The organism is Calditrichota bacterium, assembly GCA_013151735.1.
In the GTDB taxonomy this organism is placed as follows: domain Bacteria; phylum Zhuqueibacterota; class JdFR-76; order JdFR-76; family BMS3Abin05; genus BMS3Abin05.
Genome location: JAADHR010000008.1, coordinates 1 through 15,497, shown reverse-complemented (window position 1 = coordinate 15,497; position 15,497 = coordinate 1). Strand labels below are relative to the sequence as shown.

At 46.4% G+C, this 15,497-nt stretch carries 9 protein-coding genes; 3 read left to right on the top strand and 6 right to left on the bottom strand.

Going from position 1 to position 15,497, the window contains the following annotated elements; genetic code table 11:
• Positions 1 to 109 precede the first annotated feature (109 nt).
• The gene (locus tag GXO76_00300) at positions 110 to 3,175 is read left to right on the top strand and encodes an efflux RND transporter permease subunit (protein NOY76283.1); all 3,066 of its coding nucleotides are present in this window, start codon (positions 110 to 112) and stop codon (positions 3,173 to 3,175) included.
• Between the two features lie 396 nt (positions 3,176 to 3,571).
• Here GXO76_00300 and GXO76_00295 read toward each other — a convergent pair whose 3' ends face one another.
• The 6 genes from GXO76_00295 to GXO76_00270 form a co-directional block, all read right to left on the bottom strand.
• Positions 3,572 to 5,653 carry a T9SS type A sorting domain-containing protein gene (locus tag GXO76_00295; protein NOY76282.1) on the bottom strand — a complete coding sequence of 694 codons (2,082 nt, stop codon included), beginning with the start codon at positions 5,651 to 5,653 and terminating at the stop codon, positions 3,572 to 3,574.
• A gap of 247 nt (positions 5,654 to 5,900) precedes the next feature.
• On the bottom strand, positions 5,901 to 6,704 hold the full coding sequence (locus GXO76_00290; protein NOY76281.1) for a hypothetical protein: 804 nt from the start codon (positions 6,702 to 6,704) through the stop codon (positions 5,901 to 5,903).
• A gap of 5 nt (positions 6,705 to 6,709) precedes the next feature.
• Positions 6,710 to 8,020: a T9SS type A sorting domain-containing protein gene (locus GXO76_00285; GenBank protein ID NOY76280.1), complete on the bottom strand. Its 1,311-nt coding sequence runs from the start codon at positions 8,018 to 8,020 to the stop codon at positions 6,710 to 6,712.
• Positions 8,021 to 8,109: 89 nt separating this feature from the next.
• Entirely contained in the window at positions 8,110 to 9,696 is a 1,587-nt protein-coding gene (locus GXO76_00280) for a protein kinase (protein NOY76279.1), read from the bottom strand.
• Positions 9,689 to 11,071, bottom strand: a complete 1,383-nt coding sequence (locus GXO76_00275) for a sigma-54-dependent Fis family transcriptional regulator (protein ID NOY76278.1) — start codon at positions 11,069 to 11,071, stop codon at positions 9,689 to 9,691. Before GXO76_00275 ends, GXO76_00280 begins: the two co-directional genes overlap by 8 nt.
• Before the next feature lie 103 nt (positions 11,072 to 11,174).
• Positions 11,175 to 12,161, bottom strand: a complete 987-nt coding sequence (locus GXO76_00270) for a carboxypeptidase regulatory-like domain-containing protein (protein ID NOY76277.1) — start codon at positions 12,159 to 12,161, stop codon at positions 11,175 to 11,177.
• Between the two features lie 505 nt (positions 12,162 to 12,666).
• Between GXO76_00270 and GXO76_00265 the strand changes: the two genes are divergently transcribed.
• Positions 12,667 to 13,326 carry a DeoR/GlpR transcriptional regulator gene (locus GXO76_00265; protein ID NOY76276.1) on the top strand — a complete coding sequence of 220 codons (660 nt, stop codon included), beginning with the start codon at positions 12,667 to 12,669 and terminating at the stop codon, positions 13,324 to 13,326.
• 191 nt (positions 13,327 to 13,517) lie between these two features.
• Positions 13,518 to 14,975 carry a glycoside hydrolase family 43 protein gene (locus GXO76_00260; protein NOY76275.1) on the top strand — a complete coding sequence of 486 codons (1,458 nt, stop codon included), beginning with the start codon at positions 13,518 to 13,520 and terminating at the stop codon, positions 14,973 to 14,975.
• Positions 14,976 to 15,497: the final 522 nt, after the last annotated feature.

Here is a 15,497-nt window from a genome sequence, read left to right as displayed (position 1 = left end):
CAGGGAAAATCCCAATCCCCTCCTTGCCAAGGAGGGGATTTATAGGGGAGGTCGGGGATGGTCAGCTGCCTGCTTGAAACTTATGGCTTAATCAGAGGATTTCGAATAAATGACTGTGTACGAAAAATTTCTCAAACAACCCGCTTACACCGTATTATTGATTGTTTTTCTGATAATTGCCGGGGGGTGGGCGTTGGTCAAGATGCCGGTGGAATTTTTTCCCGGCTTGAATTACCCGCTTGTCAATATCGTGACCCAATACCCCGGCGCATCCCCGGAGGATGTGGAGCTCCTGGTCACGCGTCCGATCGAAGGGGCCGTGCAATCCATTCGAGGGGTTCGTCGAACCTCTTCCATTTCGGCCATGGGCGTTTCGCAGGTGACGGTGGAATTAGGCCAGCGGTACGATCTCCTGTCTGCCCGGCAGCTGATCTCGGCAGCCCTTTCCCGGCTCAGTGGCAGGCTGCCTGCCGGGACCCATCCTCTCATCGATAATCTGGGCAGCCGGATGCAACAGATTGTAGGCTACACCATTGTCAATTCCCGCGTGCCTCAGACGGTTCTTCGTCAGGCTGTGGAGTATCGCCTGGTTCCCGCTTTGCGGAGCATTCAAGGAATCTCGCGAATTGATGTGATGGGAGGCGAACGCCCCGCGTTTGTGGTTGAACCCAATCTGGCCCGTTTGAAACAACTGGGACTCAGTTTGCTCGACCTGAAAAAACTCCTTCTGGCCAGTAACGTCACCCTGAGCGGTCGTTATCTGGAAGAGAATCACCTGGATATTCCTGTTCGCGGAAACGGACAGGTGCAGTCTCTCAATGACCTGCGTTTTCTCCCGGTCCGATCGCAGCCGAATCAACCTCCGATTTTTCTGAAAGACGTGGCCACTGTGCGCAAAGGGCACATCCCCGAGCATTACGTGATTCGCAGCGGCCATCAGCCAGCCGTTGCAATTATGATCCAAAAGACGCTCGGAACCAGTGCCCCGAGCATCGCCCGTAAAGTGGATAAAAAAATCCGTGAGACCCTCTCGGTGCTTCCCGCCGGTTCCCGAATCCAGAAGTTTTACGACCAGTCGGAAATCCTAAATGAGTCGATGGCCGGCGTCAAAAATGAAATGGGAATGGGGGCCATCCTGGCTATTTTTGTGTTGTTTATTTTTCTCCGCCGGTGGTACCCAACGCTTGTGGTTTCGCTTACGATCCCATTGGCACTCTTGTCTGCGGCCATACTCATGTTTTTTTCCGGTTATTCACTCAACATGATGACGCTGGCGGCGCTGACCCTTTCCATCGGAATGGTAGTGGACGATTCCGTCATTGTCATGGAAAACATTGAACGCCACCAGGAACTCGGACTTCCGTTGAATCAGGCCATTTTAGACGGCACACGCCAGATTCTTGGGCCGGATGTGAGCGGAACCCTCACCACAATGATTGTCTTTCTGCCGCTCCTTTTTCTGACCGGATTTTTGCGTCAGCTTGTTTTGCCCTTTGGAATGACAATCAGTTTCGCCCTTCTGGCATCGCTCATTTTGTCGCTGACCCTGATTCCCGCTCTTATGCAATGGCGGCATGGGCAGGCGGCGAAAAAGAAGGACATGCCCCGGTTGCTCAAACGGTTTATTCATGGGAATGATTCGCTTTTTCGCGTGGCCATGAATCGGAAAAAGCTTCTTTTCGGGAGCCTCGCGATGGCTTTTGTGGGATTGCTCCTTCTGGTTCTCTTGTTGAATTCGGTGGGATTTCTGCCGGCGATTGATGAGGGGACGCTTCTGATTGAGTATGTCATGCGTCCGGGAGTTTCTTTGAAGGAGTCTTACCGGGTAGGGGAACAACTCAGTCGCGAGGCACTCACGGTACCCGACGTAAAGAATGTTTACCTGAAGATCGGCTCCCCGGAAAACACCTATTACATCGAAGGGGTAAACCGGGGAGAACTGCGAATGAAGTTAAGGGACAAAGCCCATCGCAGGTACAGCGCGGATGAGCTCTTGGAGCAATTTCGACAAAAGTTTTCGGGAATAGAGGGCATTGTTTGTCTGTATCACCAGCCCACGCAGGAGAATATTGATGAAAGCTTCAGTGGACTTCCGGCCTTTTTTGGAATTTCCATTCAGGGGGATAATCTGGATTCCCTTGTTGCTCTTTCAAAACAGGTGGAGAAAGCAGCCGGAACCGTCCCCGGCATTCATGACCTGGTCAATAATGCGAAATTTGAAGTTCCGCAAATTGAGGTAATTCCCCGACGTCCCCAATTGGCGCGTTTTGGTGTCACGGCTGAGGATGTTCTAAGCCAGATGGCTCTGTCTTTTCGGGGTGAAATTATCTCGTATTTCATTAAAGAGCAAGCACCGGTTGCCATTTTTTTGCGACTGCCGAAAGACGAGCGCAAAAATTTAACGGATTTAAAAACCCTCCCCATTCAGGTAAAAAATGGCCGAACCCTTCCTTTGGAAAAATTGGCCAGAATCAGCTATCAGAATACGCTGCCGTCCATTACGCACCTAAATTCACAGCGGGACGTGACGTTGGTTGCCGGGATTCGGGGGAATATTTTCGGTGTGGTGAGACAATTAAAAGAAAAGATGTCCCGGATTCATTTGCCCGCCGGTTACACCATCGATATTCGGGGACAGTACCAGACCCTTATTCAAAGCGTCCAGCAATTTGCCTGGGTGATTCTGGCGGCGATTTTGCTGGTGTATCTGGTTCTCTACCTTCAGTTTCAGTCATTCTGGCAGCCCTTTGTGATTCTGTTGAAAATCCCGCTTGATTTTATCGGTGTGTTCATCGCACTGCTGATTACCCGCCAATCACTCAATCTTTCGGTGGCGATTGGGTTGCTCACATTGGTGGGCGTTTCTGTCAACAATGCCATTGTGCTGATTGATATGGCGAACCGATTGCAAGAATCCGAGAAAATGCCCGTCCGGGAAGCCTTGCTGGAGGCCGTTCACATTCGCACACGCCCGATTCTAATGACGGGTCTTACCACTATTTTTGGGTTACTGCCGGCCGCCATCGGAATGGGAATCGGTTCAAAAATCCACCAGCCCTTTGCCATTACACTGATTGGCGGCATGATCACGGGGATTTTTTTCAGTTTGAATAGTATCCCTGCTTTGTACGAAGGGATTGGAAGAGTTGTGCAGAAGCTGAGGAAAGATGGGTGAGATAGTGAATGCGGCGATTTAGTTGAATTTATTGATTCCGATAGGAAACAGATCATTTCCCGTTTCAGTCGTTCAATACGAATAATGCTGTTGAAACGAGCTCAAAAAATTCAGGTCGGGGTAATTCCGGATGGCGCTTTGGGCCGTGTTGTCAGGCAGACATTTATTGGCGAATACCGGACGTTTCTCAAGAACGTATCCTTTTCCTCCACAATTTATGCAAAGGCGGTATTTCCAATCTATTCCTGTTCCCTGGCAAAAGGGGCATATCTTACCTTTTCCGGGAGAAAAAATAAATTTATGATAGGCATCCAGATTAATTGTGGTCATTTTTTACTTCCTTTCGAAATAAAAATGGGTCTGAACCCCGAGCAGGGTTCAGACCTCTAATTGATCCTATTTCATTAGAATCATCTTTTTGACAATGGACAGCCGGTCACTTTGGATTTGATAGAAGTAAATTCCCGATCCGACTTTCATTCCATATTTGTCTGTTCCATTCCACTGAATCGTATGCACACCGGCTGTTTGTTTTTGATTGATCAGTGTTTTGATCTCTTGCCCAAGCATATTGAATACCCGGACCGTTACATGGCTATTCATCGGCAGAGCGTAAGAGATAGACGTTACCGGATTAAAGGGGTTTGGATAATTTTGATAGAGCTCTAATTGGGTCGGGACCCGGTTATTCAAGCCGCCTTGCGAAGTGGATGTCAGAACGCTGCCACTGGACAAGACCAACGTGGAAAAGTGATAGACATCGGCAAAAATCCGATGATTGGTTGAATCGAGAACCACGTTGGACACACCGGATGAGTCGTAATCTGAACCGGAATAGAAGAACATTCCCAAATCGTCAATCGTCATTCCAAGCGAATCCAATAATTGGGGTCGGTAAGGCAATGACAGCTTGAGAGGCTTATCAAAATAATAGGGATGAATGGCCTGATTGTTTACGGAGACCTCAAAATTAATGGCATTCAGTATCTTTTCTTTGAAGTCAACATGATTCGAATCGATCGCGGCGAAATCAGGCATATAAATCGTGAGTGTAATATTCTCATGCAGCGCCCCGTTGGGGATGGTCAGCAGACCTCCGTTCAGCAAATTAAACGGGAAAGGAAATCCTCGAAATTTAATCATGCTTCCTTCCCGAATGGCCATTGAATCCGGAAGCTCAAATCCGTTGGGCAGACAGGTTTTGACCAAAATCGTGTCGACATCCGCAGGATTGGAAGCGGCGGAAAGTACCTGCACACTGGCATCGGCTTTGTGGTTTCCCACACGAACCCGAACAAGGGCAAAACCGGTTTGAGTGGCGATGAAATTCCCCGTGCTGTCCAGAACGCCAACGGCCTGTCCCCGCAATTTCCAGGTAAACAGGGTATCGACGGGTGTGCCATTTGCATCAAAATACGTGGCTACAAAGCGCAGTGTATCGCCGACATGAAGCAGTGTGTCTTCAGGGGTGATGCTCAGGGAATAGTCCCTGTTGCCGCGGGAATGATGCCAGCGTTCTTCACTGTGTTTGTTTCTGACTTTTATTTCTGCTTCACCGTAATGGCCATCCAAATAAGCCCTGACAACGCCCGCTCCAAGCGCAGTCGCCGTGAAAAGACCGGTAGAATCGATTGTTCCGATCGGCCAGCCATCCAGCTTCCAGGTTACGGTTGTGTCCACTGGGGTACCCGTACTGTCATAAATGGATGCTGAAAACTGAACCTGGTCTCCAATGGACAGTCTGGCTTCATCTGGTGTGATTTTAATCTGCCATTTTCCCTTTTCATGATTTCTCATATGCCTGGAATTTTCGTCGCCAACCTTTATTCGCGAACGCACGCTGAGGTTTCCGGAAGAGGCCACCACAAACCCTCTTCCATCAGCCGTTGCCGTAAAGGTGCCGGTATCGTCCACGGTTCCGATGGGCTGGCCCATCACGCGCCATGAAATGGGGAGAGTGACCGGTGAATTGGTGGAATCCACTATTTCAACCTGAAATGTGACCTTCTGGCCGACAGCCATTTCGACCTCATCCGGTGTAATTTTTATCCGAAGCGAAGCTGAATGTTTTTTATGATGCGGATGGTCTCCATCATCATCGGATGATTCACCGGCCTTAATCTGAATAAAAACCGAATCCGCAAGATTGAATTGAGGGGCGGAAACTTTGACATATCCACTGCCTTCATGCATGGCTGTAAACAGGCCGGTGGAATCCAATACCCCAATGCTTGTATCGCTCAAACTCCATTCAAAAACCGTTTGAATGATTTGGTGATTGGAGTCTCTCAATGTGGCCATAAGAAGGACCTGGTCGCCCACCTCTAATTCCACATTTTCATCGGGGTGAATGGATAATGTGAAATGAGAGGGAAAATTTGGACCGGGCATCCTTCCCTGGGAAAAGGCCAGATTCCCAAAAAAGAACAATGCCAAAAGGCTTACCAACAACCGAAATGAATTTCTGGAACGTACCATAACAACCTCCGTTTTTTACATCACTTCATAAAATAATCTTAATGATTAACTGCAACCGCGACGTCGCATTTCAAATCTTCTTCGTGCAAAGGATATGCCAGTGAGGTTACAGTAGCGATTAATGGGCACATTCTTGACTGAATCAAGAGGGGAGAATCGGGAAGTAATGCCTGTAGTTGTCCCGCGGCAACGGGAAAAAAGCGCATAAAATTCACACCGATGTGCAAATTATGCACACAAGGAATCGTTAAAACCTGTGTTGATAGGAAATCACAACGAGATGGTGAGTGCTAAAATTAAGGGATAGATTTTCATGAAAGGGTTGCAGAACGGGCTTTTTTTTCAGAAGAATATCCATGGCTGAAAAGACCCATACGGAAGCAGAGAGGAGTGTAAATGTGTTTCTGATACGGTAGAACTGCTGATAGGTTTGGTAATTACTTTCAATTCGATCGGGTTGTTTTGCCGTGAGGTAATTATGATGGGCTCGGGCGGTTAAAAAATAAAACGCAATCGTACCGGACAGGGAAAAAATTTCGCTTCCCATGAGCAAGAGGCCTTTTTTCTTTTGCCCAAGATAGTGTTGTCCCCAACCGGGAAACAAGATGGATCGCTTTAATGCTGGATATCGATTATCTTTATAAAAAATATACCGATCATTCCAGGTTTTAGAATTCTTTTTGTTTTTCCGGTAATCCGATTTAACGGAATTGAAGAATTTTTGTATTTTGGGAGAAAAGAGCAAAGGGCTCAATTTGTAGTCGGGATCGATTGACAACAGCGCATAAAACTGGGATCTTGCCGTTGCGGTATCTCCTTTGGCAAATGCGGCACATCCGTAATATAAATGGATCTGCAATAATTCATCCAACGAGTAGTTTTCGCGGGATGAAAGGGCCTTTTTGCTGAGCAATTCCACGCCTAAATAATTGAAATTCTGATAGATTTTGATAATCTCCTGAACCGAGGGTTGAGAAGGCCTATTTTGCGCATGTGAACTCGAGAAAAACAGAAGAAAGATAAAAAAGAAAAACAGAGTCGTTTTTTTCATAGGAATTATCGCGCCAGAATTAATTTCTGTTGTTTTATTTGTCCGTGACTCGCGATTCTGCAAATATAGACGCCGTTGGGAAGCAAGTGACCATCGGCATCCCTTCCATTCCATTGGACGGTATACATGCCGGGCTGTGAGGCTTGTGGAACAAGCGTCCGCACATTTTGGCCAAGCGCATTGAATATTTGAATAACCGCCGGGCGGCCTCTTTCAAGAGTTTCGCGAATCGAAAACTGAATAGTGGTCGTTGTTGAAAAGGGATTGGGATAGTTTGGAAACAGGGTAAAGGCGTTCGGCTTATTTGAAAGATGGTCATGAATTGCCGACACCACAGGTTCCCAATATTGCACAAGTTTAAGAGAGCTGTCCGTATCGGTTGAAAGACCGCCGAAAATGTAAACCCGATTATGATAGGTTACGCCTGAAAAATCGTATCGCGGGGGATCCAGAGGAGGCGGACGATATGCAGAATGACCCTGATAATTGATAATAAATGTTTCATTCTGATTTAAGATACCGGAGACTCCCTGTCCGCCCATCACATAAACCGTATCGTTAAGCACGGCTGTCGCAAAAAGCGCGCGTGGCATTGAAAGGGATTGAACTTCCTGCCAGCCGGATTCCGGCATAAAGGATTCAACCAAAGAAACCGGAGAGAAGTAAAATCCTCCCATAATGTAAATTCTATTGTGAGCAGCAATTGCTTGAGCCCCATAACGCGGATAGGCCATGCGGTGGTTGTGCATCATACTCCAGTGCCCTGTTGAAAGGGTGTAAATTTCGATGCTTTTCTCTGCGGCCGGAGAATTTGGGTTGTCCTGAGTTTTTCCGCCAAAAACATAAATTTTACCGTCTAAAAAAGCGGCCGAAGCGGCCTCTCGCTCATGCGCCAGGCTCTCCAGTTCGACCCATTTATTCTGATCCGGGGAATATTTCTCAACGGATTTCAGAGAGTTATTTTCATTTCGGCCGCCAATGACATAAATGGAATGGTTAGCAACGACTACGGCAGCGTTGGCCCGTGCTTTGTGTAAGTTTGCAACGGACGTGTCCCAGCGGTCACGATCCAGATCGTAGCGGAGTACGGAAGACGTCACCTCGTCTTCGCCATGGCTGCCTCCAATGATATACACATAATTGTCCAACCGGGCAAGGGCAAAACCCGAGCGGCCTTCGGGCATGGGCGCCGCCTCTTTCCATTGAGCGAAAAGAAATGTCTGCCCAAAAAGAAGGAGCTGAAATACCAGATAACCAAAAGAAACCCATTTTAACGACGGTTTTTGTGGATTAAGAGTAAGCATCAATTTTTCCATGATTATAAAGGAACTTCACCGTTTTTTTCAAAAAGACTACAAATAATATGCCAGATAGATTTTATCCTCAGAGAGTTTTTCATGGTCGTTTATTTTTTCATTGAAACAGTAAGTTGTTTTTGTTCGCCCGGCTTTAAATCAATTTCCCGAATAACGCTTCCAAAATTGGGGTTTTCCAATCTAATCTTATAATGACCGGCATTCAACAGCAAGGGGTTGGCCAATGGGGTAGAATCGATATATTTCCCATTAATATAAATATTGGCCCACGGATTGACGCGGACCCTCAGCTCGGCCATGTTTTTGAGCAGAGAAAGTTTAATATGGGTTGTATTTTTGCCTTGAATAAAGAGTGTGTCCCTGTATTCGGGTAGATGCGGGTTGACAAGTGTCAAAATGTGTTTTCCTGCCTTCACCCGAAAAAGTGTATCCGACGGCGTGGTTCCCAGATGTTTACCATCGATAAATACCTCGGCCCACGGACTGCATTGAATGGTCAAAAATCCCATCTGATGGGACGTGTCCGTTTCGGGATGTTGTGCTTGTGTCGTCAGATGTTTTTTGACTGCTTGTTTTTTTGGATTTTCTTTTGTTGCCGTGCGCTGAAGCGGTTTGGGACGTTTTGTTTTTTCAGTCAAAAGGGCCTCACGTGTTAAGGCAGAATCCATGTGTGAATAATTTGCGCTATGAGATTTTTCAACCGGGGAAATCGTGGGTGTTGGTTTATGTCTTCGGAACATAAAAACCAGGGCCAGAGACAAAACAAGCAAAATGAACGCAAATCCGACCACGTGGGGAAAGGCAAAAAAAGGAGTCGAGTTTGAAGCAGGCGATTCGACTGTCGATGGCTTTTGGGGGTCGGCATGGGAAATGGATGTCAAATTATTCAGTTCGCGCAAGGCCTCGCGGACCGAATGAAATCGATCGTCAGGATTTTTAGCGATCATTTTCTGCAGGAATGCATCCAGTTGTTTGGGAATATCTTTTCGGTAGGTTTGAATCGGCTTCGGCTGTTCATTGATAATCTGAAAAATACACTGGGCAAAATTGGCTCCGTCAAATGCCTGTTTGCCGGTCAGCATTTCATAAAACGTGAGCCCGGCAGAAAAAATATCAGATCGCCCGTCAACGGGCTGGCCTGTGGCCTGTTCCGGTGACATATACGCAGGAGTTCCCAGCACATCTCCCTGGTTTGTAACGGAGGGCGCCTCCGTGAATGTGGCCAAACCAAAATCGGTGATTTTCACACTCTTTTCATTCGAAATCAAAATGTTGTCCGGTTTAATGTCCCGGTGCAAAACGCCGTGTTTATGCGCATAGTCCAGACCTTCCAGAATTTGCCGGAAAATGTAAAGCGCTTCATCGAGGCTCAATCTTCCTTTTTCAGCAATTAATCTTTTTAAGCTGATGCCATCCACAAATTCCATCACAATATAGTGGCATTCACCGGTACTGCCATAATCATACACATCAACAATATTTTTATGTTTGAGTTTGGCAGAAGCATGGGCTTCCCTGCGAAAACGAACGATAATATCGTTTTCATTCAACATGTGCGGATGAAGCACCTTGAGCAGAACCTCCCGTTCCAAACTGAGCTGATAGGCCCTGTAAACGGAATGAATCCCGGTCTTATGAAGCTCTTCTAAGATTTTGTATCCCGAAATATTACACATCTTTTTTTATTTCTTTCAGGCGATAGTGTAACCAGCGGCGGGAGACGTCCAGACTTTCCGCAGCTTTGGTAATATTCCCACCGGTTTCATCCAGGGTTTTAAGAATAAGGCGGTTCTCAAATTCTTTTAAACTGAGATTCGGTGTAAAAATATCCTCTTCTTGTTGGGGAAGCTGAATGTCCTGAACCGTGATTACGGGGTCTTTTCCCAGAATCAAGGCTCTTTCAATGGTATTCTCCAATTCACGAACATTGCCCGGCCATGAATAGTTTTTTAGGACCTGAACGGCCTCTTTCGAAAAATGTTTGGGGCGTATTCCCATTGCCCGGGAATATTTTTTAACAAAATGGTTGGCCAAAAGCAAAATATCCGATTGGCGTTGACGCAAGGGCGGGATTTTAATCAGAATCACGTTGAGCCTGTAGTAGAGATCCTGGCGGAAACGCCCCTCTTTAACTTCCGTTGCAATATTTTTATTGGTGGCTGCAATAATCCGGACATCGATCGCCCGGGTGCTGTTTTCGCCAACCCGCTTAATTTCCCGTTCTTGCAGCACGCGCAATAATTTTGTTTGAATATCCAGACTGACTTCCGTAATTTCATCCAGAAAAAGAGTACCCCCGTTGGCTATTTCGAAGAGCCCCTTTTTATCTTCCCGGGCACCCGTAAACGATCCCTTCTTGTGTCCGAATAATTCGCTTTCCAGAAGCGATTCCGACAAGGCTCCGCAAAAAACGGGAACAAACGGCCCATTCTTTCGGTGTCCGTTGTAATGAATGGCCCGAGCAACCAATTCCTTGCCGGTTCCGCTTTCCCCCTCTATTAATACGGATGCGTCCACATTGAGGACGCTTTTCATGACATCAAATAGCTGCCGCATCTGGGTACTGTTTCCAACAATTTCATCAAACTGGTATTTATTGGCGATTTCGTTTCGAAGCCGATAGTTTTCTTCCTGCAGGGAATACAGAAACTGGGTGTTGTCAATGGCAATGGCGGCCTGATTTGCAAAAGCGGTTAGAAACTCCAAAGTTTCTTGATTGAATTTCCCTTTGGTTTGCAGGCTGTCCACATAAATGGTTCCGATCAATTTATTCTTTAATTTCAACGGAACGCAGGCAATCGAGCGGATGTGGTGGAAGACGATACTTTGAGAATTCTGAAAGCGCTCATCTTCGGTGGCATCGTAGGTTAGAATGGGTTTTTCTTGTTTAAGAACATGTTGAACCACACTCGTCGAAATCTGGGCAATGGAATCAATATTTTGTCTCGAGATGTTGCGCGCAACGGCAATCTGATACTCCCATTTTTTTGCATTGGTCAGCAGAAGAATGAATCCGCGTTCAGCAGAAATAACCTCCATCGCAATATCCATGACCTTTTCGAAAAGGGTGTGAATATCCTGAATGGAATTGATTTCCTGACTGATTCTGTAGAGTGCCTGAAAATTGTCCGTATGCAACTGCAGAGTTCCTTTTTTATTTTACACGAAAGGCCGCTTCTTTTGAGCGGCTCCTGTTGCCAAAGTTGTCCAGAATACTCACTGTCCAGAAGTAATTTCCCACGAGGAGGGAATCCTGAATCGAAATTTCACGACGTTCTGAGTTAAGGCCGGATTTTTCCCAGACCGTACTAATTACGCCGGCATCGTCACGAAAAACCGTAACCGTAAAGCTGTGCGGGTAGGGCAGGGAGGAAACCTGCCATTTCAACGTAGGTGTCGGCGATGCAAATTCCAGACCCTGGGGAGAAGAAGCAACAGGGGTTGCTTCAATGACCCGGGTTATGTAAGAGGATTCCGACACTCCGTAATGCCGGCTTCGATCAAAGGCTTTGAAATAGATCGGATAACCTACCAATCCCTGAATATGGGCAATTGGAAGATCATCTTCCCGATAAACATCTTGGAAGATTCCGGGCGTGGAGCTGCTTTGCAGTGTATCTACAAAATTAAATTTGGGTATGTGAATGGTCACAGCCGAAATATCGTTTAGGCCGTCTTTATCAGAAACGGTGACCCTGACCTGAAGATAATAGATATCATTTGTAGGCCACCACTGACTGATATGGTTGGAATACACCTCAATTTCCGAAAATTGGGGCAATGCATCCAAATGAAAATCGATGGTGTTCACGTTTTCATTGGAAATGTGTACACTCAACGTATCCGAAGAATAGCCGGTTTTCGCGGCAATCACTTTATACTCTCCGATGGGGATATCGGATATGTGGAAGTTACCCGTTTCCTCACTAAATGCCGCGTGATATCCGGGAATCGTTAAAATATGGACATTGGGAATGGGCTGAAAGGGGGGATAGGCCGTGTAAACCGTCCCGGATAGTGCCGCTGTTCCCCTGTAAAGATTGGAGTGGGGATCAAGCGGATTATCCCGCTCAGGATTTTCGGAACAGCCAAACATAAATAAAATAATGAACAAAAATGCAAAACTATATTTTTTTATCATGATGACTAATTTCAAAAGAATACGATGATTTTTTCATAAATATATCACGAAATTTTTGAAAATACAAGTATATAAATACAGGCATACCGATTTGCCCCTGCCATTTGAGGTTTTGCAAACCGTTTCATTCTTATCACTTGATGTGCAGGTTTAAGATATTTTGAGCAAATAAGCGGGAGCGTTTCGTATTATTATCGGACTATTTTGCTGTTTTGGCAAGGGCTGGAAAACAGTAAATTATTCTCCTGAGAAAAAAATAGATTCCTTCTTGCATTTTTCAAATAACATTCGTACATTAGTTTCATTCGAAAGCAGATGAAGGCTAAAGAAACCATTTCATCTTTCATTAGAAAGCCATCCGCATTCATTCTTGTGCAGGGAACTTTTCTTGAAAAGGGAATGAATCATTTTTACCGAAGAACGACAGCAAAAAATTCTGAAGCTCATCAACGAGAGAAAGCGGGTCTTTGTTCGCGATTTGTGTGACCTGTTCAAAACGTCTGCCGTGACCATCAGGCGGGATCTGCAAATATTGGAAAAACAGGGTCTTGTTAAGCGGGTTCACGGCGGTGCCATCCGTTATCAGTCCTTGTTTACCGGTCTGGCCCTCTCGGAAAAAGAAAAGATACGAACCGAAGAAAAAGAACGCATTGCACAATATGCCGTGGGATTTGTAAAACGGGGCGATGTCATCATTGTGGATTCTGGTTCAACAACGCTGCGATTTGTTCGGCATCTGAAAAACAAAAGTGGAATTACGGTCATTACCAATGCACTGAATGTCGCCTCTGAGTTGTCCAAAAGCAACAACAAAATCATCTTGACGGGTGGGGAAATGGAACGGGACTCCCTCACATTGCTGGGTCCGTTGGCCGACAAAACGATTCAAAGCATTGCCGCTGACAAGCTATTTATGGGCATCGACAGCATTGATTTTGAAAATGGTCTGACGACACCAAGCGTTTCCGAAGCCAGAACAATTTATGAGATGATAAAGGCGTCACGGGAAAGAATTTTGCTGGCCGATTCCTCAAAATTTGGACGAAGGAGTCTCGCCGTTGTCAATGACATAACAGTCCTGGACAAAATTATTACGGACAGGGAACTTGGTAAGAGCGATATACAGAAACTGGAACAAGCGGGTATTGAGGTGTTTGTGGTGTGACAAACGGCAAGAAGTTTAAAGAAAGCAAGCAAAATGGGAAAGCAACCGATTCAACGAATCCCCGAAATGGTTATTCTTTTTGAGAAAGTGTTATGAAAAAAATCATTACTGTTTATCTTTTAATCGCTGTTATTGTCCTGATTTTGCAATTGACTGCGACTGCTGCACAAACAGAGACATCCCGTAAAACGGTGACTATCGGTTCGCGCCTGGAACTGTTCGTCGACGATTTTCTGATTGACCATTTGAGCGGCAGGGCCGAATTGTGTTTACACCACCCGACGCCGCGAGAAATCGTTCTGGTGCACGATGCGCCCTGGGAGGGTACCGGCAGTGGGTATCACAGCATTTTCAAGGACGGCGACATCTATCGCATGTATTACAAGGCGTGGCAGATTTTTGCCACGGACAAGCGCAACACACACCCCTTGTTTTGCTGCTATGCCGAAAGTGATGACGGTATCCATTGGCGAAAACCAAAGTTGGGGTTGTATGAATTTCAGGGATCGAAGGCCAATAATATCGTTATGACCAGTCACAAAATTGGGAATGTGACCGTCAATGCAGGACATCCGGCCGTGTTCAAAGACACCAATCCCAATGCTTCTCCGGATGCGCGCTATAAAGCATTTTTCCGTGCAAGCACAACAAGCGGTCCGGGTCTCCTTCCCTTTAAGTCACCCGACGGCATCCACTGGACGCCGATGTGCGATACGCTGGTGATTACTGATGGTGCTTTCGATTCCCAAAATCTGGCGTTTTGGGACTCTGTGCACGGCGAGTATCGCGCCTACTGGCGGTACTTTAGCAAGGAATCGCCCGATGCCCGTTACGAAGGTGTCCGCGCCATCCGCACAGCCACATCAAAGGACTTTTTACACTGGAGCAAGCCGATCAATTTGCGGTACGTCGATTCGCCGCAGGAACACCTGTACACGAATCAAATTAAGCCCTACTACCGTGCGCCGTATTTGCTCATCGGTTTTCCAACGCGCTACATCAACCGGGGTTGGTCCGCATCCATGCGCGCTCTGCCTGAACTGAAGCAGCGAGAATGGAGGGCTGAAAAAAGCGAGCGCTACGGCACGGCACTGACCGAGGCGCTGTTTATGGTTAGCCGGGATGGTGTGCTGTTCAAGCGCTGGAATGAGGCCTTTTTGCGTCCGGGTATCGAGCGTCCCGGAACCTGGAACTACGGGCAGCAGTATATCGCCTGGCAGTTGGTAGAGACAAAATCTGCCATGGAGGGTGCTCCAAACGAGCTTTCCCTCTATGCCACGGAAAGCTACTGGACCGATCCCGGCAGCGCCTTGCGCCGCTACACGCTGCGAATCGATGGATTTGTCTCCGTCCACGCGCCCATGAGCGGCGGCGAACTGCTTACCCGTCCCCTGATCTTTACCGGCAGCAAACTCGTTCTCAATTTTTCTTCTTCTGCTGCCGGAGATATTCGCGTGGAAATTCAGGATGAATCGGGCAATCCGCTGCCAGGCTTTGCCCTTGCGGACTGCCCGCCCATTTTCGGTGATGCCATCGCACGCCCGGTGACGTGGGAAAACGGCCGCGATCTGTCGTCCTTGCAAGGCCGGCCTGTCCGGCTGCGCTTTATTCTCAGGGACGCCGATCTTTATTCGTTGCGCTTTCAATGAGCCAAAGCAAAATGAGGAATTCAATTCAATTGGCAAAAAACAGTTTTGGTCTAAAGGCCCTTGATTTTGGCTTTCGGATTAACGATTTCAGATTTTAGAAGTTTTTTCAACTTCGTAGATCTCAAATCGTCAATCGTCAATCGTCAATCATCTTTTTAGGTTTTTTGATTTCGGATTTCGGATTAATGATTTACGATATTAGAAGTTTTTTAACTTCGTAGATCTCAAATCGCTAATCGTCAATCATCTTTTTTGGGTTCTTTTGAATTCAGATTTCAGATTAACGATTTTTGATTTTAGAAGTCTTTTAACTTCGTAGATCTTAAATCGCTAATCGTCAATCATCAATCATTTTTTAGGCCAAAGTTTTTTGATTTCGGATTTCGGATTAACGATTTACGATTTTAGAGGTCTTTAACTTCGTAGATCTCAAATCGTTCATCGTCAATCGTCAATCATCTTTTTTGGGGATTTTTTGATTTCAGAACACAGATTAACGATTTATGATTTTAGAAGTCTTTT

Coding starts and splice junctions, on each gene's coding strand:
- GXO76_00275 (NOY76278.1), bottom strand. CDS start 11,071: ATGGATATTGCGATGGAGGTTATTTCTGCTGAACGCGGATTCATTCTT.
- GXO76_00295 (NOY76282.1), bottom strand. CDS start 5,653: ATGGTACGTTCCAGAAATTCATTTCGGTTGTTGGTAAGCCTTTTGGCA.
- GXO76_00285 (NOY76280.1), bottom strand. CDS start 8,020: ATGGAAAAATTGATGCTTACTCTTAATCCACAAAAACCGTCGTTAAAA.
- GXO76_00270 (NOY76277.1), bottom strand. CDS start 12,161: ATGATAAAAAAATATAGTTTTGCATTTTTGTTCATTATTTTATTTATG.
- GXO76_00300 (NOY76283.1), top strand. CDS start 110: ATGACTGTGTACGAAAAATTTCTCAAACAACCCGCTTACACCGTATTA.
- GXO76_00290 (NOY76281.1), bottom strand. CDS start 6,704: ATGAAAAAAACGACTCTGTTTTTCTTTTTTATCTTTCTTCTGTTTTTC.
- GXO76_00280 (NOY76279.1), bottom strand. CDS start 9,696: ATGTGTAATATTTCGGGATACAAAATCTTAGAAGAGCTTCATAAGACC.